The organism is Streptomyces flavovariabilis, assembly GCF_000725785.1.
Lineage (GTDB): Bacteria > Actinomycetota > Actinomycetes > Streptomycetales > Streptomycetaceae > Streptomyces > Streptomyces hawaiiensis.
This window is the reverse complement of record NZ_JNXD01000001.1, coordinates 334,349-353,579: the sequence shown is the minus strand read 5'-3', so window position 1 is coordinate 353,579 and position 19,231 is coordinate 334,349. Positions and strand designations below refer to the sequence as shown.

Here is a 19,231-nt window from a genome sequence, read left to right as displayed (position 1 = left end):
GAAGCAAAAGGCCGCACAAGGGGCCGCAAAGGTCACACCAGACGCATGGGGGAAGACATGTCCGACGGCCACGAGCACCAGGGGCACGAGCACGTGCCGAGCAGGCAGCGCAGGCGCTTCCCCGGGATCTCCTCGCGTACGTACGAGCATCCGGCGGACCGCTCGGCCCTGGTGGCGCTGCGCAAGCTGAGCGGCTTCGACACGGTGTTCAAGGCGCTCAGCGGCCTGCTGCCCGAGCGCAGTCTGCGGCTGCTGTTCCTGTCCGACTCGGTGCGGGTATCGGACCAGCAGTTCGCCCACCTGAACGTGATGCTGCGGGACGCCTGCTACATCCTGGACCTGGAGAAGGTCCCGCCGATGTACGTGAACCAGGATCCGCAGCCCAACGCGATGTGCATCGGCCTGGACGAGCCGATCATCGTCGTCACGACGGGTCTCGTCGAGCTGCTCGACGAGGAGGAGATGCGGGCGGTCGTCGGGCACGAGGTGGGGCACGCGCTGTCCGGCCACTCCGTCTACCGGACGATCCTGCTGTTCCTGACGAGCCTCGCCGTCCGGGTCGCCTGGATCCCCCTGGGCAACCTCGCGATCATGGCGATCGTGACCGGGCTGCGGGAGTGGTTCCGCAAGTCGGAGCTGTCCGCGGACCGCGCGGGGCTGCTGGTCGGGCAGGATCTGGAAGCCTCCATGCGGGGTCTGATGAAGATCGCGGGCGGCAATCACCTGCACGAGATGAACGTGGACGCGTTCCTCGCCCAGGCCGAGGAGTACGAGGCCGGGGGCGACCTGCGCGACTCCGTGCTGAAGATCCTGAACGTGCTGCCCCGCTCCCACCCGTTCACCACCGTGCGGGCGGCCGAGCTGAAGAAGTGGGCCCAGTCGCGGGACTACCAGCGGATCATGGACGGCCACTACCCGCGGCGCGACGAGGACAAGGACACCTCGGTCCGGGACTCCTGGCGGGATTCGGCGAACCACTACAGCACCCACGTGAAGAGCTCCAAGGACCCGCTGATGAAGCTGGTCACGGACCTCGCGGGCGGCGCCGGCGACCTGGGCGACCGGGTCCGCCGCGGCTTCGGCGGCTTCGGCGGCCCGTCCCCGAAGCCGCCCCAGGGGCCGGACACGGACACCTCACCGGGTTCCCCGGGGGACGACCAGCCCCCGCGTAACGACACCCCCTAGGTGCCACAAGGGCGCCTACAGGCCGGCAAAGGGCTCTCAGGCTCGCCTCACACCTTCGGTTGCGCGCTCTTCGCCAGAGAGCCGCACAGGGCCGTCGCGCTGCCCGTGGCGTAGGGATCGGTGCCGGCGGGGCCTCCCTCCTTGGCCGTCTGGCCGGCGAGGAGGGGGCGGAGATGGTTCGTGGAGTCCTCGGCGCAGGAGAGCGGGCCGGCCTGGACGTAGGAGACGACGAGCTGGGCCTGGTGCATCCGCAGGTCGTCGCGGTCGAAGCGGAAGTGCAGCTCACGCCGGAGGGTGAACAGGGACACCTCGTCCTTGTCGCCGTCCCCGGCCGGCCGCAGCGCGTACACGAACGTGTGGTCGGCGGTGACCTCGAGCGTGGACGAGTCTGCCTCGGCGGCCTGCAGCGTGCCCTGGACCCGGACCTTGCGGTCGGCGAGCTCGGCGCGCGAGGGGTCGAAGCGGACCAGCCAGCCGGTGGGCGCGTGGCGTCCGTCGGCGGTGGGGCGGGCGAAGCTCTGGTCGAACTGGTCCAGCTGCTCGGGGTCGAGCAGCACGCGGACGGCGCGGACCTCACCGCCCGTGAGCACCTCCGGGTCCAGGGCCGACCGGACGATGTAGTCCTTCGCGGTGGTCAGCGCGCTCACGACCTGGCTGTCCGAGAAGTGCGCGGTGCGCCGCGAGGCGGGCAGCGGCACCCCCTCGGAGCCGGTTTTGAACTGTGCGGCGGGGCTGTGCTCGTACAGGTACGCCGATTCGGCCGTGCCGGGCACCTTGCCCTCGGGGACGAGCGGGATGACGGTCATCCGCAGGGGCTCGATGGGATCCTGGGCGGCAGGCGTCTGGTAGGGGTGCCGCACGCCCATGTAGATCGCGGTGCCGAAGGCGACGGCGATCAGCAGGACCAGGACCAGTGCCTGCCGGGACAGGCCCCGGCGCAGGGCCGGCCGGCGTCGCACAGCGGGGGCGTGGTCGGCGATGCGCTCCTGCGCGGAGAACTCCTGGAGGCGGGCAGCCCGGACGAACGACTCGTCGAAGACGACGGATCGGTACTCGTCCTCGCCACCTCCGGGAGCGCCCTCGGGAGTCCCCTCAGGTGGGTTTCCAGGCCCGCCCATATCTTCAGGGTAGGTCGCCGGAAGCTCGGGTAAACGCCCTGCTGCACCACAAGTTTTGACAGGTTCTCACCAAGATGGGCGGGTTCCGGTCAGGGGCTGCGGGGGATCACCGAGACGGCGGGCTGGGAGTAGTCGGCGGACGCCGAGGGGGCGGCTCCGCCGCCCTGTTCCGGCCCGGTCGTGGCGGGCGGCGGCGCGGGCTCCTCCCGGCTGGAGGACGCACCCCGGTAGACCGCCGTGAAGGCCAGGGCGACCATGCCGATGCCCATCACGAGGGCGAGCATCCAGGCGACCGGGCGGTGCCAGCGGACCTGTTTGGAGTACGGCCCCGAGCCGCCGTAGTGGTCTTCCAGGACGTCGGGGTCGTCCAGATCGTCGAGGTCAGGATCATGGCCGAAATCGCCGGACCCGTCCGGGCCGTACCCGTCGTCGTACCGCTCGCCTCTGGTGTGGGAGCGGCGCGCCTCCGCCTCGGAGGCCTCGGCTCTCGCCTGTGCCGCGGCCAGGAGGCGCTCCACTGCCGTCGGCTCGTGCACCACGGCCGCGCGTACGAAGGCCTCGTCGAAGACCACGGAGGCGAACTCTTCGTCCGACACCCCGCGGTCGTGGTCGTCGTCGGGCTCCCGGCCGTCCGGAAACGGCGTGCCCCCCACGTCCTCCGGCACGAATCCAGAGTAGACCTGGGGGGTCAATTTGGGCAGACGGTATGGAAATTCATCCGCCGGTCGAGACGGCTCCCGCGGAGTCCGGGACGGCGCGCACCCGGCCGGTCCGCCCCTGCCGCACGCGGACGCGCCGCCTGTCCGGCCCGGCACGTCTATGCGCGAGTCCGCATACCGCGCTACGCCGAACGTGGTCAGCGCCGGATGTGCCCGTCCCCGGTGACGATGTATTTCGTGCTGGTCAGCTCCGGCAGGCCCATGGGGCCGCGGGCGTGCAGCTTCTGCGTGGAGATGCCGATCTCCGCGCCGAAGCCGAACTGGCCGCCGTCGGTGAAGCGGGTGGAGGCGTTCACGGCGACCGTGGTCGAGTCGACCAGCTGGGTGAAACGGCGGGCGGCCTGCTGGGAGGTCGTCACGATGGCCTCGGTGTGACCGGAGGTCCACAGCCGGATGTGCTCGACCGCCTTGTCCAGGGAGTCCACGACCGCGGCGGCGATGTCGTACGACAGGTACTCCGTCTCCCAGTCCTCGGCCGTCGCCTCGACGACGGTGGCCTTGGAGTCCTTGGCGTAGGCCTGCACGCGCTCGTCGGCGTGCACGGTGACCCCGGCCTCCGCGAGGGCGTCCAGGGCGCGGGGCAGGAACTCGGCGGCGATGTCCTGGTGCACCAGCAGGGTCTCGGCGGCGTTGCAGACGCCGACGCGCTGGGCCTTGGAGTTGATCAGGATCTCGACGGCCATGTCGAGGTCGGCGGCCGCGTCGACGTAGACGTGGCAGTTGCCCGTGCCGGTCTCGATGACCGGGACGACGGACTCCTGGACGACCGTGCTGATCAGGGAGGCGCCGCCGCGCGGGATGAGCACGTCGACCAGGCCGCGGGCGCGCATCAGCTCGCGCACGCTGTCGCGGCTCTCCCCGGGGACGAGCTGGATGGCGTCGGCGGGCAGCCCGGCCCCGCCCACGGCGTCGCGCAGAACGCGCACGAGGGCGGTGTTCGACTGGTACGCCGAGGAGGAGCCGCGCAGCAGTGCCGCGTTGCCGGACTTCAGGCAGAGGGCGGCGGCGTCGACGGTGACGTTCGGCCGGCCCTCGTAGATGATCCCGACGACGCCGAGCGGCACGCGGACCTGGCGCAGGTCGATGCCGTTGGGCAGCGTGGAGCCGCGGACGACCTCGCCGACCGGGTCGGGCAGCGCGGCGACGTCGCGCACGTCGGAGGCGATGGCGCGGATCCGCTCGGGGGTGAGCGTGAGCCGGTCGATCATGCCTTCGCTGATGCCGGCCTCGCGGGCCTTGGCGACGTCCTTGGCGTTGGCCTCGACGATCTCGCTCGCACGGACCTCCAGCGCGTCCGCGATGGCGAGCAGCGCGTCGTCCTTCTCGGCACGGGGCAGCGGCGCGAGGGTCGCGGCGGCGGCCTTGGCGCGGTAGGCGGCCTCGGTGACCGGGGACATGGAGTCGTACGGCGAAAGCGTGGTCATGAGGGAAGGGTAGTGCGCCCGGCGGATCCGTTCATCGCGCGTTTCACACCCCGAGACACTCCCTGGACCGGATCAAAAGGGGTGAACTCCGACCGGCGAGGCCGGGGGCGGCCCGTACCCCTCCGCGATGCGCTGGTGGTACGTCGCACGGTCGATGACCTCCAGGCCGACGATCTCCCAGGGCGGCAGCCCGGCGGTCTGCCGGTGCTCGCCCCACAGGCGCAGGGCGACGGCGGCCGCGTCGTGCAGGTCGCGGGCCTCCTCCCAGTAGCGGATCTCCGCGTGGTCGACCGCGTACCGGCTGGTCAGGAAGAAGGGATGGTCGTGGGCGAGCTGCTCCAGGGCGCGCCGGACCTCCGGCAGCGGGGCCTCCTTGCCGGAGACGCTGAGGGTGACATGCCACAGGCGCGGGGTGTCAGCGGGTTCCTCGCCCTGGAAACGGTCCCCGGCCGCCACGCTCGTCAGGGCACGCTCCTCACCGGCCGCGCGGGAGCCGGCACCACCGTGGGACGCCTGAGTCCCAGGGCGCACTCGTCGCACGACGGCCTCCTTTGCACAGTGGCGCTGCTGCGGAATAGGTCCCCGAGACAAAGTTGAGCAGGCCGCAAGGGATCGCGTGGCGGTTTTGCGGAACGTCCACCACCGGGGGCGGACGTTTCGACGCATTACGGGTGCAGGACCACCAGGTCGTCCCTGTGTACGACCTCGCGTTCGTACGCGGGTCCGAGTTCGCGGGCCAGTTCCCGGGTCGAGCGGCCGATCAGCCGGGGGATCTCCTTGGCGTCGAAGTTGACCAGCCCGCGGGCCACGGCATGCCCCGTGCCGTCCCGCAGCTCGACCGGATCGCCGGCGGCGAACTCGCCCTCGACGGCGGCGATCCCGGCCGGCAGCAGCGACTTGCGGCGGTCCACGACGGCCCGGACGGCGCCGTCGTCCAGGGTCAGCGCGCCCTGCGGGGTGGAGGCGTGCTGGAGCCACAGCAGCCGGTCGGCGGAGCGCTTGCCGGTGGGGTGGAAGAAGGTGCCGGTGTCCTGACCGGTCAGGGCGTCGGCCGCGTGGACGGTGCTGGTGAGGACGACGGGGACACCGGCGGCGGCCGCGATCCGGGCGGCCTCGACCTTGGTGACCATGCCGCCGGTGCCGACACCGGCCTTGCCCGTGCTGCCGATCTCGACGTCCGCGAGGTCGGAGGGGTCGCGCACCTCGCCGATGCGGGAGGTGCCGGGCTTCGCGGGATCTCCGTCGTAGACACCGTCCACGTCGGACAGCAGGACCAGCAGGTCGGCGTGGACGAGGTGGGCGACGAGGGCGGCGAGCCGGTCGTTGTCGCCGAAGCGGATCTCGTCCGTGGCGACGGTGTCGTTCTCGTTGACGATCGGGAAGGCGCCCATCGCGAGCAGCTTGTCGAGGGTGCGCGAGGCGTTGCGGTGGTGCGAGCGGCGGCTCATGTCGTCGGAGGTCAGCAGCACCTGCCCGACGCGGACGCCGTAGCGGGCGAAGGAGGCGGTGTAGCGGGCGACCAGCAGACCCTGGCCGACGCTGGCAGCGGCCTGCTGCCGGGCGAGGTCCTTGGGACGGCGGCGCAGGCCCAGCGGGGCGAGGCCGGCGGCGATGGCGCCCGAGGAGACCAGGACGATCTCGCGCTCCCCGCCACTGCGGACCTTGGCGAGCACGTCGACCAGCGCGTCCACCCGGTCCGCGTCCAGGCCGCCCGAGGCGGTGGTCAGCGAGGAGGACCCGACCTTCACGACGATCCTGCGGGCCTCGCCCACGGCCTGCCTTGCCCCTGCCACGTCGCCGTCCGTCCCCTCGCGTCGATTCGCTCCCTCACCGGGAAATCTACGGGACGGCCGGACCGGGTGCGGCGCCGGTCCACGCTACGGACGGTGCCGCCCGCGTCACGGGACGGCTGCCATCCCCCTTCTCCGACGCCCCCACCCCTGACAGGAAGGAGATCTTCCGCTACGGTCCGACGGCACACGCGAGAGACAGCCTCCCCACACCCCAGCGTCCCGCGCGTGTCGTCAGGAGGTCGCCGCGCGTTAACCCGGACGGCCGACCTGCGCCGACCCGACGCTCCTGGAGTGACCGCAGTGCCCGTACCTCTCCCCCGCCCACAAGCTCTCCTCAAAGGGCTGGTCACCGTCGTCCTGGCCGCCGCGTTCACCGCACAGGCGGTCGCGGCGCTGCTGCCCGATGTCCCCCTGCTGCTCGCCGCGACGGTCGTCTCCCTGGCGACCGAGGGCGCCCTGTACCGGTGGCAGCGCGGGGTGCTGTCACTGTTCGCCAAGTCGCACGCGGACATCACCGTGCGGCACGTCCTGCGGGACCTGCTGCTGGTCGTGGCCCTGATGCGGCTGGGCGAGCAGGACCGGGAGACGGTGTACGCCCCGCTGGTGGCCGGGCTGCTCGTCTTCTACGTGCTGCACTGCGCGATCCAGGCGGTCTCCGTGCTGGTGCGCCGCACCCGCACCCTGCCGGTGGTCACCCGGAACATCGACGCCTCGGCGCTGCGGCTGTCCCCGGCCCCGCCCGTACTGCTGCGCCGTCCCGGGCCGCGGCTGCTGGTGTTCGGCCTGCCCGCGACGGCCGGGCTGCTGGCCAGCGCCCCGGGTGACCGGCCGGTGTACGCGGCCGCGGGCATCGCGCTCTCCCTCGCCCTCGGGCTGGCCGGCCTCGGTGCGCTGCTCCTCCGGCTGCTGCCGGGCCGGCGCCCGGCGGACGAACAGGAGGTGCTCGACTGGTTCGACGCGTGGCTGGCCGCGTACCGGCCGACGGTCGGCCTGTACTTCTCCGGCGGCGCCGCCTCCGCCTACCAGGCGAACATGTGGCTGGAGCCGCTCGCCGCCGGGCCGGCCGGCAGGCCGGTCATCGTGCTGCGCGAGCGGTTCATGGTGCAGAAGATCGCCGCGACGGACATCCCGATCGTGTGCCTGCCGAAGGTGTCGACGCTGATGCGTCTGGAGCACTCCACGCTCCAGGTCCTCATCCACCCCTCGAACTCCGGCAAGACCTCCCAGGTGCTGCGCATCCCCACGATCAAGCACACCTTCGTCAACCACGGCGAGAGCGACAAGCTGTCCTCGTGCAACCCGTACGCGAAGGCGTACGACGAGGTGTGGGTGGCCGGGCCCGCCGCGCGCGAGCGGTACGCGCTGGCCGAGGTCGGGGTCGAGGACAAGGACGTGGTGGAGACGGGCCGCCCGCAGCTGGACGGCGTGCTGCCCTACGCGGGCCCGCCCGCCGGGGCCCGGACGACCGTGCTGTACGCGCCGACCTGGGAGGGCTGGGACGGCAACCCCGGCAACACGTCGGTGATCGCGGCCGGCGAGAACCTGGTCCGGGCGCTGCTCGCGGACCCCGGAGTGCGGCTGCTCTACAAGCCGCATCCGCTGACAGGCTCGGTGGACCCGCGTGCGGGCGCGGCCGATCTGCGGATCCGGGAGCTGATCCGGGCGGCCAACCGGGAGCGGGCGGGGGTGCGTCCCTCGGACAGCGCGGAGCTCGTCCGCCGCACCGCCGAGCTGGACCGGCTCACCACGTCGGCCTTCCGGGCCGGGGCCGACACCGTGGAGCGGATGCTGGTGCAGTCGGCGCCCGAGCCGGGCCGCGCGGCGGCGGTGGCGCGGGCGACGGCCGCCTGGGAGGAGGCGTACTGGGCCTCGCTGCCGGAGGGCGAGCACCAGATCATCACGGACGCCCGGCCCACGCTGTACTCCTGCTTCAACGTGTCCGACCTGCTGATCAGCGATGTGTCGAGCGTGATCAGCGACTTCCTGGCGAGCGAGAAGCCGTACGCGGTGGCCAACACCAGCGGGCTGCCCGAGGACACCTTCCGTACGGCGTTCCCGACGGTGGTGGCGGCGACGGTGCTGACGCCCGACGCCGCCGGTGTGCCGGACCTGCTGGAGACGGTCCGGCACCCGGAGAACGACGAACTGGCCGAGGCACGCGCGGAGTTGAAGCTGCGCCTGCTGGGCCCGGCGGAGCCGTCGTCGCAGGAGCGCTTCAACGAGGCCGTCCGGGCGCTGTGCGCGACGGCCCGGGACCACCGGACACGGGTGGCGGAGCGGCTGGCCGCGGAACTGCCCGGCCAGCGCACCGAGACCGCGGTCCCGACCGCACCGCGCTGAGCGGCGGCACGCGGTTCACGCCGCGTGCCGTACTTCCCGGGACGTCAGCACCCGCCGCGCCTTGCGCACCGCCCGGCGTACGAACGTGTCGACGCCGCCCTCGCGGTAGCCCGGGAAGGCCCGGGCCTCCCGGGGCTCGGCGAGGTAGACGGAGTCGGGAACGCCGGCGGCGCGGTCCCGGAAGTGCGGGTAGGCCAGGTAGACGCGGCGGCCCTTCCTCTCCAGGAGGGCCGCCGCCTGCTTCTTGGCCTTGACGAACTTCACGACGTCCGGGAGCAGATCCGGCCGCTGTTCGGCGACCAGGTGCAGCCGCAGCCGCTCGTGGACCTTGAGGCGGTGGGCGACGCCCTCGGTCCAGTAGGTGTCCATCAGCGGCTTGGCCAGCTCGAACTTGTGCCGGCGTATCTCCTCGCTGTCCGTCAGGTACTTGGGCCCGAACTGCGGCAGCAGCGTGACGAGGAAGGGCCGGACCATCAGCTGGTCGCGCCGGCCGCCCGCGGGGACGAGTTCGGCGATGAGGTCCATCAGGGCCCGCGCGGAGTCGAAGCGGAGCGTGTAACTGCCGCTCTTCGTCACGTGCTTGCCGTCGTCGCGGCCGACCAGGTAGTAGCAGGTGTGGTCGGCGACCACGGAGACGCCGTCCGCCCGCAGATATGCCTCCATGGTGAACAGCGCGTCCTCGCCGGTGAACAGCGACTCGTCGAAGCGCATGCCGTGCCGGTCCAGCAGCGCGCGGCGGAACAGCTTCTGCGCGCTGAGCGTGAACTTGATGTTGGAGGAGAAGACGTCCGTCCGCTCCACCGTCTTGCCCCACATGGACTTCGGCGCCGAGCGGTTGACGCCCTCGACCTTGCCCAGCACCACGTCCGTGCCGGCGCGGTCGGCCATGGCGACCATCCGTTCCAGGGCCTCGGGTCCCAGCCGGTCGTCGGCGTCGAGGAAGAAGACGTAACGCCCGGTCGCCTTGCCCAGGCCGACGTTGCGCGGGCCGCTGGGTCCGCCGGAGTTCTCCTGCCGGATCACCAGGACGTGCATGGGAGCCCGCTCGGCGAACTCCTCCAGGTACTCCCCCGTTCCGTCCGTCGAGCCGTCGTCCACCGCGATGACCTCGACGCGCGTCGGATCGATGGTCTGCGCCTCGACGGACGCGAGGCACTCGATCAGATACGGCATCGCTTCGTACGCCCCGATGATCACACTCACATCAGGCTGCGTCACGGTCACGTTTCCCCCTAGTCAATGGGATATTCCCCCCGTATCGCCTCATTCGCTACTTGGTAGACGGGTGATCGGGGCAAGCGGTTGCCTCGCACGCGGGTGTTAGTGGGACACGTCACACAGTGAACCGACAGGGCACGGGAAGCAGAAAGAGTTCGGCCCCGGGGAGCTCCCCGGGGCCGAACTCATCCATCAGTGGCGGCAGTTCAGCCCGTGCCGACACCGTCCGTGTCACCGGCGGTGGACACCCGCTGCCCGGGCACGGCGTTCGCCAGCTCGGCCTCGGCGACCGCGGCCGCCACCCGTGACTCCTGGCCGACGTTGCGCGTCTCGGCCTTGAGGGCGAGGTTCGCGACGGCAGTGTTGAACTGGTCGAGGGAGGTCGGCTCGTCCGGGCCCAGCAGGTACTGCTTGAGCTCCTTGCGGTCCTCGGCCAGCGGGTCGGCGTCCGGGGCGCGGACCGCGCCGAGCAGCTCGCCCAGCTCGGACGCGCTGTTGGACAGGATCACCGCGGCACGCACGGCCGTGTTGTTCCGCTTGAACTCCTCGACGCCCACCTCGGCGGAGTCCGTGACCGCGTAGGGCTTGCCGCTCGCGATGAAGTCGGACACCACGCTGGAGATGTCGGAGACCATCGCGTCGGAGACGTTGAAGCAGTCGTACAGCCGCGGCTCGGCGCCGGTGATGACGCGGTGTTCCCAGGACGGGAAGGAACGCCAGTAGGCGTCGTTCCACTCGGCGCGCAGCCGGGCGGCCTCCTCGTGCCGGGCGACGTCGACCAGCCCTTCACGGGTGGCCTCGGCCTCGTCGCCGCGGTCGCCGCCGGAGCCGGACAGCTGCGCGAGCCGGGCCTGGATGCGGTCCAGCTCGGCCTTGGCCTGCGCCTGGGCGGCGGTGTCGGGGATGAACCGGGTGTCGATGGCGCGCTCCGCGGCGGCCTTCTGCACCAGGGCCGTGATCCGCCGGTGCGCGGCGCCGGCCTCCTTGCTGACGTTGCCGGTGAACGGGTGCGGCTTGTACAGGACGCGGACCGGCGGGTCGGCCTGCACGAGCTGCTGCACGATGTTCTCGCCGGCCAGCACGACGGAGGTGTTGCCCGGGTTGCCGTCCCAGCCCTCCCAGGTGGGGGCGTACAGCACCGTCGGGATACGGCCCTCGGGCACGCCCTGCCAGGTCTGGATCGGGGCGAGCTGCGGGCGGCCGACCTCGACGATGTCGTCGTCGCGGACACCGACGTCGGCGATGGCGTAGCGGTCGCGGCCCGCCCGGCCGGCCGTCCACACCTCGTCGTAGACCTTGCTGTACGGGTTGACGCTGGCGAGCTTGTCGCTGTCGCCGTGGCCGATGAAGACGTGCTTGATGGTGGGCACGCGCAGCATGTGGATGTTCTTGCCGACGTTGGCCGCGTAGAGCGCGACGCGCACCGTGGACAGGTCCAGGTTCATCAGGTGCACCCCTCCGGGCACGCAGATGACGGGGACCGTGGTGGGCGCCAGATTGTTCAGGATGGCCCGCTCACGCAGGATGATCAGCGGCTTGGACTCCAGCTTCTCCATGGTGTCGAGCCACATGTTGACCTGGTAGGCGGAGTCCTTCGAACCGGAGAAGTACAGGACCGTCTCCGGCTTGTACTCGCCCAGCCAGTCGTCGACGGCGGCCAGGACCCTCTCGGCGTTCGGCGGGATCCTGCGGCCGCGCACGTACGGCACGAGCGTCAAGACGTACAGGGTCGCCAGGGCCACCGTGATGCCGATGCCGATGAAGCCGATCAGGGCGGACTTCACCTGCGCGGCGAGCAGGATGCCGGCGACCGCGAAGAGGTCGATGTGGAGCATCTTCTCGGCGGAGCGGTGCAGCAGCTTGCGCGGCGGGGCGTCCGGGATGCGGATGCGCGACTTCAGGTCGACGTTGCGGGTGGCGACCGGCATGCGGCGGCGGTTGCGTATCAGCTGGACCAGCGCGCCGTGCGGGGCCTGGAGACCGTAGAAGGCGATGAAGCAGGCGATCGCCCCGTAGTAGATCAGGTTGTCCGCGAGGGACAGCCGGGCCAGCAGCAGGACGAGGAGCAGCTGCCGGATCAGGAAGCGGATCGACAGGCCGGCCCGCACCTTGCCGAGGCGGTTGATCAGGTAGCTGCCCTTGCGGTGCAGATAGTGGTCCGCCAGGTACGTCACGGCGGCCGCTGCCGCGAAGGCGGGAACGCTCGGGACGAGCGCGGCCAGCATGAGGGCGGGGAAGCCCGCCACCATGAGGACCGCCGCGGCCAGCTCGGCCGCGCTGCCCACCCGGGCGACGCGAATAGCGGTGGATATCACGGAGAAACCTGCTCTTGGGAGGGGTGTGCCGGTCTTGGTTCTAGAATGCGGCTGGTCTGTGAATATTCGCGGGACTGTATGGATTCAGGCCCCTGCGAACACTCCTGTCGACGAAACCCGTTAACAGGAGGGCGCAGAGGCCTGAATTACTGAAGTCTATTTGGCGCCAATTATTACACGCCGTCCTGCCGGTCCAGCACCGTGGCCAGTGCCTGCTCGAAGCCGGAGGCCCGGGCCGCGCCGGCCGTCGGGTCCTGCTGGCGGACGTCGATGACGTGGCCGGTCAGCTCGGAGAGCAGCACGTCGAGCGAGGTGCGGGCCACGGCCTCGGAGGACAGCAGGGAACCCGAGGGCTCCTGGCCGAACGCCTTGGTGCGCATGGGGGTCGCGGTGCGCTCGGGGTTGATGCAGTTGACGCGGACGCCGTCGCCGGCCCACTCGTCGGACAGCGCCTGGGTGAGGTTCACCATGGCGGCCTTGGTGGAGGAGTAGAGGCTGTACTCGGCGCGGCCGCGGGTGTAGCTGCTGGAGGTGTAGAGCAGCAGCTGACCCTTGGTCTCCGACAGGTACTTGTAGGAGGACCGGGCGATCTGCACCGGGGCCAGGTAGTTGACCTTCAGCGCCTCCTCGATGGTGGCGTTGTCGGTCTCGGCGAGCTTGCCTATGCGCAGCACACCGGCGGTGTTGACCACGTAGTCGATGCGGCCGGTCTCGCCGTACGCCTTGGACAGGGCGTCGTCGACCTCCTCCGGGTTCTCCACGTGGGTGCCGGTGGTGGAGCGGCCGAGGGCGTAGACCTTGGCGCCGTAGGACTCGGCGACCTCGGCGATGTCCTTGCCGATGCCGTAGCTGCCGCCGAAGACGACCATGGTCTTGCCGGTCAGCAACTGGCGGTACGCCTCCTCGGAGACCTGCTCGGGCGCGGCGGTGGAGGCGAGCTGGAAGAGCTTGTCGGCGATGAAGACGTCGACGGGCTGGGTGACCTTCATGTTGTACTCGTCACCCGCGACGACGTGGATCGGCACGTCCGGCAGGTACTTGAGCACGACGGAGCAGTCGTCGGTGGCCTGGAAGTTGGGGTCGCCGGCGGCGACCTCGTAGGCCCGCTTGATCGTGGACAGCTTGAAGGCCTGCGGCGTCTGGCCGCGGCGCAGCCGGGAGCGGTCCGGGATCTCGGTGATGAACTCGCCGTCCTCGCCGTGCGTGCGCGTGACGATGATGGTGTCCGCGGACGGGATGGCCACGTCGACGGCCTGGTAGCGCTCCAGGGCGACGACGCAGTCGTCGATGACGCGCTGCGAGAGCAGGGGGCGCACGGCGTCGTGGAAGAGGACGTTGGCGTCCTCGCCCTCGGCCAGGCCCTCGCCCAGCGCGGCGATGGCGCGCTCGGTGGTCTCGTTCCGTGTGGAGCCGCCCTCGATGATCTTCGAGACCTTCTGGAATCCGGCCTTCGCGACGATCTTCTCGATGTCGGGCACGTAACCCGGCGCCATCAGCACGATGATGTCGTCGATCGAGTCGGTGTTCTCGAAGGTGGTCAGCGTGTGCTCGATGACTGCCTTGCCGGCGATCTTCAGCAGCTGCTTGGGGATCGACAGACCCACGCGCTGGCCGGTGCCACCGGCCAGGATCACTGCGGTGGTACGGGGCTTGGCTATGTGCTGGGACACAGAGGACCTACCTTGGGGCGACAGGGAACTCGGAAATGGTCCCACTTGTGGTTACCGCAATGCAAGGTGAGCGCCCTCCACCGCATATGTGCGCGCAACCTCTCATTCACCTCCCACTCCTGGTGATTGGTGAGACGGCCGTGCGGGCCCCGCGAAATGCGCTGTGAGTAACTGCACAGAAGCTCAGCGACAGCGGAGGCGCCCGGGAGCAGCGGTGACCGAGGACCCTCACGGGTTCCTTGGACGATGTCCGGTGCACGGTACGCGCTTTGAGGGTGCCCCGCGCACCACGCCCGCCGCTCGCGCGCCGGGTACGGGTGCGGCGGTGTGCGGATCTGCCCGTCCCGGGGCGCCGGGCGGCACGCGTTCTTCATGGGTCCGGCCGCGAATACGGCTCCCCCGGCCGCTCATTGCCGGGGAATTCCCGGTCAAGATTCCGCAGCATTTCGGTCTCGGCGAGAACAATGCGCCGCGAGACCGGGTCGGACTTCTCACACGGCTCGCCCGTCCCGTACGACGACGATGAGCCCGGGACTCCTCGGAGTCCCGGGCTCATACGCCTCAGGGGCGGGGTCAGACGACCTCGACGCCGGGGCGGCCCGCCCGGACCCTCAGCCGGGCCAGCGTGCTCGGGGTCGCGGTGGGCTGCCGGACCGTGTCGACCACCCTCACCTGCGCGTCGATGCGGTCGCGGCGGACGTCGAAGAGGTGGTAGCCGCGTTGCGCGTCGAGCAGCTTCCAGTGCGGGTTGTCCGGGCGCCGCGGGTCCCACTCCTTGCGGAAGGCCTCCTGGTCCTGGTCGCCGTTGCTGGAGATCGAGGTGCCGACGAACTCCGCGCCGACGACGGCGGAGTCCGGGTCGGCGTAGTCCTGCTTGAGGTCGCTGATCATCGTCAGGTGCCGGTCGCCGGAGAGCACGACCGGGTTGCGGACCTGCTTGAACTCCTCCATGAACCGGTTGCGTTCGGCCTGGTAGCCGTCCCAGGCGTCGTAGAACCAGAGCTTGCCCTCGCCGACCTTGAGATCCGTCTCGGCCATCATGATCTGGGAGGCGATGAGGTTCCAGCGGGCGGGCGAGTCCTGCAGCCCGTTCAACAGCCACTGCTTCTGCCGCGCGCCGAGCATGGTCAGCGACGGGTCCTGGGCGCCGGCCTGGCTGGTGGCCTGGTCGCTGCGGTACTGGCGGGTGTCCAGGACGTTGAGCCGGGCCAGGCGGCCGAACTCCAGGCGGCGGTACATCCGGATGTGCGGGCCGTTCGGGACGGCGGTGGCACGGACCGGCATGTGCTCGTAGAACGCCTGGTAGGCCGCCGTCAGCCGGGCCACGAACGCGTCGTGCGGCTGCTTGTCCGGGTCCTGCGGGATCTCGCCCGCGAAGTCGTTGTCCACCTCGTGGTCGTCGAAGCTCACCACGAAGGGCGCGTTCGCGTGCATCGCCGCGAGGTCCGGGTCGGTGCGGTACTGGGCGTACCGGTTGCGGTACTGGGTGAGGCTGAAGGGCTCACCGGTGCCTTCGTGCCGCCGCAGCGCCGTCGCCGAGGGCGTGGACTCGTAGATGTAGTCCCCGACGAACACCACGACGTCAGGGTCCTGATCCAGCATGTCTGCGTATGGCGTGAAATAGCCGTGCTGCCAGTTCTGGCAGGAGGCCAGCGCCACGCGCAGGGAGCCACCGGAGCTGTGAGGGTGGGGCGCGGTGCGGGTGCGGCCCACGGGCGAGAGCTGCCCGCTGGTGCGGAAGCGGTACCAGTACGTGCGGTCCGAGCGCAGCCCGCGTACGTCCACGTGAACGCTGTGCCCGTACTCGGGCCGGGCCTGGGCGGTGCCGCGTCGGACGAGCTTTCTGAACCGGTGGTCCTCCGCGACCTGCCACTCCACGGGCACCACCCGGTCGGGCATACCCCCGCCGTTCAGCGGGTCCGGGGCGAGCCGGGTCCACAGCACGATGCCGTCCGGCAGCGGGTCGCCGGAGGAGACACCGAGACCGAACACCCCGTCGGGCAGCGGCGTCTCGGCCGCGCGGGCTGCGGCCGGAAGCCACAGCTGGGCGGAGGCGGCGGCACCGAGCACCGCGGCGCCTGCGGTCAGAAAGCGGCGTCGGTCGGGCGATCCTGCTGTCATCGGCTGACTCCCTTACCTCGCTGGCCACTTGGACACTGGGAAGCTTCACGCTCGCGGGCGGTCCGCCCGTTGAACGTCGGGGTTCACGTACATGACAACTAAGCAGACAAAAAGAGACTCGCCGCCAGCATCGGAACAAGCCGTTGCTGGGGCGAGTCTGACAGGTGATCAGCCAGCGAAACCGGTGCCGAGCCGGGCGTCCGTGGCGGTCGTGCCGAGGAGCGTGTTGCCGAAGGTCGTGGTGGCGTCGGGGCTCACGACGGTTGCCGGGGCGGACCTGAAGTACCACACGGACCCGGCGTTGCCGTTCTCCCCCGGCGCGCCCGCGGCCAGGTCGGCCAGGCCGTCGTGGTCGGCGTCGGCGAGGTGGACGGCCCTGCCGAAGGCGTCGCCCTTCTCGGGAGTGCCCGGCACGTCGGGCGTGTCCTGCGTGACCACCTGGGCGCCGGTGCCGGTGAGCCCGCGTGCGGTGCCGGGCAGCACGACGACTGCTCCCGCGTCGGCCACGGTGCCCAGATTCTCACCGGGCAGCCCGGTCGCCACGTCCGGGTATCCGTCGCCGTTGACGTCGGCGATCCGCACGTCGGTACCGAAGCCGTCGCCCGCCTCGGCGCTGCCGGGCACGCCGGGGCTGTCCTGGTTGAGGTGCTTGGCCTTCACACCGTCGGGCCCGTCCGGGCCGCCCGGGATCCAGGTGACCCGGCCGCCCTTCGCGGCGGGGGTGTCGAGGTCGCTGTCGTACCCGTCGACGGCCCGGCCGACCACGATGTCGTCATAGCCGTCCCGGTCGACGTCTCCGATGTCGAGGTTCTCGCCGCCCTTGAGCCGGTAGCCGTCGGCGCCCTCCACGGTGGTGTACGGCGTGAGCCCCTGCTCGGTGCCCAGCCAGTACACGACCCGGCGGGCGTCGAACTCGTCGCCGTCGATCTGGGTGCCGGCCACGTCCGTGACACCATCGCCGTTGACGTCGCCGGTGGCCAGGTCGAGGTAGCGGCTGTCGAACTCGTCCGTCAGGAGCTGCTCGCCCTGGGCCGTGGAGCCGTCCCGGGTGAACGGGCCTTTCAGCACACGCAGGTTGAACTGGTTCTCCACGGTCACCAGGTCCTCGGCACCGTCGCCGTCGATGTCCCCGACGGTCAGGCGCCCCTGGCGGCCGAGCCAGTCGTAGCTCTTCCCGGTGGCCAGGACGGCCCCGCCGGACAGGCCCTTCGCACCGCCCCAGAGGACCTCGACCAGCCCGGACTCCTCGCCGCCGTCGGCCGTGTCCTCGCTTCCCACGCCGACCACCAGGTCCGCGTACCCGTCGCGGTCGAGGTCGGCGGTGGTGAGCGCGCTGCCGAACGCGTCGTCCGTCTCGGGGCTGCCCGGTACGCCGGCCGTGCTCTGGCTGAACACCTGCCTCTTCGTCACGTCCAGGCCGCTCTTCGAGCCGTAGACCACGGCGACGTATCCGGCGCCCTTCTTGCCGCCGACGGTCGCGGTAGGGGCGGCCACGGCGAGGTCGGCGTAACCGTCGCCGTTGAAGTCGTCGTGGAGCTCCGCCGCGCCGGCCGGGGTCGTGGAGGCCGCGCCGGCCGCCTGTGCGGCCACCGGGGCGGTGACGGCCACGACGACCGCGACGGCCGCCGCCACCCCGGCTCCTCGGCCGATCCTGCGCTTGCTCTTGGACTGGGGCACGTGAACTCCGGTGATTCGCTGGGCAGTTGCGGCACGGCGAGGAGCAAGATCCTCATCGTGCCGCCCAGTACGACTCACCGGTGCACCACTTGGTTGCCTCGGGATTCGTTGCGAATGCGCATCCCGTTGACCGACGAGCCAAGCCGCCCGGTCACCAAGGCTGCTGCCGAAACCGATCAGAACGGCTCGAAGTCGTCGAACTCCTGCTGCGCCTCGTCCCGCTCGGCCTGCCGGTCCTTGCGGCGCTGCGCGGCCGGCCGCTCCCCCTCGAGCCGGTGGTCCTCACCGCGTCGGCCGAGCATCTCGGCTCCGGCCGTCATGGACGGTTCCCAGTCGAAGACGACCGCGTTCTCCTCGGGGCCGATGGCGACGCCGTCGCCGCCCCGGGCGCCCGCCTTCATCAGCTCCTGCTCGACACCGAGCCGGTTGAGCCGGTCCGCCAGATAGCCGACCGCCTCGTCGTTGTTGAAGTCGGTCTGGCGCACCCAGCGTTCGGGCTTCTCGCCGCGCACCCGGAACAGGCCGTCGGCCTCGCGCGAAACGGTGAAGCCGGTGTCGTCCACGGCCTTGGGCCGGATCACGATCCGGGTGGCCTCTTCCTTCGGCTTCGCGGCCCGCGACTGCGCCACGAGCTCCGCGAGCGCGTACGACAGCTCCTTCAGGCCCATGTGCGCCACGGCAGACACCTCGAACACGCGGTAGCCGCGCGCCTCCAGGTCGGGCCGCACCATCTCGGCCAGATCCTTGCCGTCCGGTACGTCGATCTTGTTCAGGACGACCATCCGCGGCCGCTTGTCCAGCCCGCCGTACTGCCGCAGCTCCTCCTCGATGATGTCGAGGTCGGAGACCGGGTCACGGTCCGACTCCAGCGTCGCGGTGTCCAGGACGTGCACGAGCACACTGCACCGCTCCACGTGCCGCAGGAACTCCAGGCCCAGGCCCTTGCCCTGGCTGGCCCCGGGGATCAGCCCGGGCACGTCGGCGATCGTGTACACCGTCGAACCGGCCGTGACGACACCGAGGTTCGGAACCAGCGTGGTGAAGGGGTAGTCGGCGATCTTCGGCTTGGCGGCGCTCAGCACCGAGATCAGCGACGACTTGCCGGCACTCGGGTATCCGACGAGCGCCACGTCGGCGACGGTCTTCAGCTCCAGGACGACGTCATGGAGGTCCCCCGGCTCACCGAGCAGCGCGAAACCGGGCGCCTTGCGCCGCGCGGAGGCCAGCGCCGCGTTGCCGAGCCCGCCCCGGCCGCCCTGGGCGGCGACGTACGACGTGCCGTGCCCGACCATGTCGGCGAGGACGTTGCCCGCCTTGTCCAGCACCACTGTGCCGTCCGGCACCGGCAGGACGAGGTCCTGCCCGTCCTTGCCGGAGCGGTTGCCGCCTTCGCCCGGCTTGCCGTTGGTGGCCTTGCGGTGCGGGGAGTGGTGGTAGTCGAGCAGCGTGGTGACCGACTGGTCGACGGTGAGGATCACGTCCCCGCCGCGCCCGCCGTTGCCGCCGTCCGGCCCGCCGAGGGGCTTGAACTTCTCACGGTGGACGGAGGCACAGCCGTGGCCTCCGCTACCCGCGGCGACGTGCAGCTCGACGCGGTCCACGAAGGTGGTCATGGGATGTGCCTCCAGTTACTGCGGGAATGTCTTGGGGT

13 protein-coding genes are annotated in these 19,231 nt (G+C 70.9%); 2 read left to right on the top strand and 11 right to left on the bottom strand.

The annotated features are described in order from the left end of the window. Nucleotides 1-57 precede the first annotated feature (57 nt). Nucleotides 58-1,185 carry a M48 family metallopeptidase gene (locus IO24_RS0101515; RefSeq protein ID WP_031130921.1) on the top strand — a complete coding sequence of 376 codons (1,128 nt, stop codon included), beginning with the start codon at nt 58-60 and terminating at the stop codon, nt 1,183-1,185. A 47-nt stretch (nt 1,186-1,232) separates the two neighbouring features. Here IO24_RS0101515 and IO24_RS0101510 read toward each other — a convergent pair whose 3' ends face one another. The 5 genes from IO24_RS0101510 to proB form a co-directional block, all read right to left on the bottom strand. After that, nucleotides 1,233-2,303: an SCO2583 family membrane protein gene (locus IO24_RS0101510; protein ID WP_031130920.1), complete on the bottom strand. Its 1,071-nt coding sequence runs from the start codon at nt 2,301-2,303 to the stop codon at nt 1,233-1,235. Nucleotides 2,304-2,392: 89 nt separating this feature from the next. Beyond that, nucleotides 2,393-2,968 carry an SCO2584 family spore wall biosynthesis protein gene (locus IO24_RS0101505; protein WP_031130919.1) on the bottom strand — a complete coding sequence of 192 codons (576 nt, stop codon included), beginning with the start codon at nt 2,966-2,968 and terminating at the stop codon, nt 2,393-2,395. A gap of 191 nt (nt 2,969-3,159) precedes the next feature. Beyond that, a complete protein-coding gene (locus IO24_RS0101500) occupies nt 3,160-4,446 on the bottom strand; it encodes a glutamate-5-semialdehyde dehydrogenase (RefSeq protein WP_031130917.1) in 1,287 nt (428 codons plus the stop codon). Nucleotides 4,447-4,518: 72 nt separating this feature from the next. After that, the gene (locus tag IO24_RS0101495; RefSeq protein WP_031130915.1) at nt 4,519-4,977 is read right to left on the bottom strand and encodes a hypothetical protein; all 459 of its coding nucleotides are present in this window, start codon (nt 4,975-4,977) and stop codon (nt 4,519-4,521) included. A 134-nt stretch (nt 4,978-5,111) separates the two neighbouring features. After that, nucleotides 5,112-6,218, bottom strand: a complete 1,107-nt coding sequence (gene proB, locus IO24_RS0101490; RefSeq protein WP_031130914.1) for a glutamate 5-kinase — start codon at nt 6,216-6,218, stop codon at nt 5,112-5,114. A gap of 321 nt (nt 6,219-6,539) precedes the next feature. On the opposite strand from proB, the gene IO24_RS0101485 reads away from it, so the two are divergent. Continuing rightward, entirely contained in the window at nt 6,540-8,579 is a 2,040-nt protein-coding gene (locus tag IO24_RS0101485) for a membrane protein (RefSeq protein WP_031130912.1), read from the top strand. 15 nt (nt 8,580-8,594) lie between these two features. Here IO24_RS0101485 and IO24_RS0101480 read toward each other — a convergent pair whose 3' ends face one another. The 6 genes from IO24_RS0101480 to obgE form a co-directional block, all read right to left on the bottom strand. Continuing rightward, entirely contained in the window at nt 8,595-9,803 is a 1,209-nt protein-coding gene (locus IO24_RS0101480) for a glycosyltransferase family 2 protein (RefSeq protein WP_031130910.1), read from the bottom strand. A 200-nt stretch (nt 9,804-10,003) separates the two neighbouring features. After that, a complete protein-coding gene (locus tag IO24_RS0101475; RefSeq protein WP_107062877.1) occupies nt 10,004-12,112 on the bottom strand; it encodes a hypothetical protein in 2,109 nt (702 codons plus the stop codon). Between the two features lie 173 nt (nt 12,113-12,285). Next, complete coding sequence (locus IO24_RS0101470; protein WP_031130907.1) at nt 12,286-13,782, bottom strand: bifunctional cytidylyltransferase/SDR family oxidoreductase; 1,497 nt, start codon at nt 13,780-13,782, stop codon at nt 12,286-12,288. Between the two features lie 573 nt (nt 13,783-14,355). Continuing rightward, a complete protein-coding gene (locus IO24_RS0101465) occupies nt 14,356-15,903 on the bottom strand; it encodes an alkaline phosphatase D family protein (protein ID WP_031130905.1) in 1,548 nt (515 codons plus the stop codon). Nucleotides 15,904-16,071: 168 nt separating this feature from the next. Then, entirely contained in the window at nt 16,072-17,580 is a 1,509-nt protein-coding gene (locus IO24_RS0101460) for an FG-GAP-like repeat-containing protein (protein WP_031130903.1), read from the bottom strand. Between the two features lie 176 nt (nt 17,581-17,756). Continuing rightward, a complete protein-coding gene (gene obgE / locus IO24_RS0101455) occupies nt 17,757-19,193 on the bottom strand; it encodes a GTPase ObgE (protein ID WP_031130901.1) in 1,437 nt (478 codons plus the stop codon). Between the last annotated feature and the right edge of the window lie 38 nt (nt 19,194-19,231).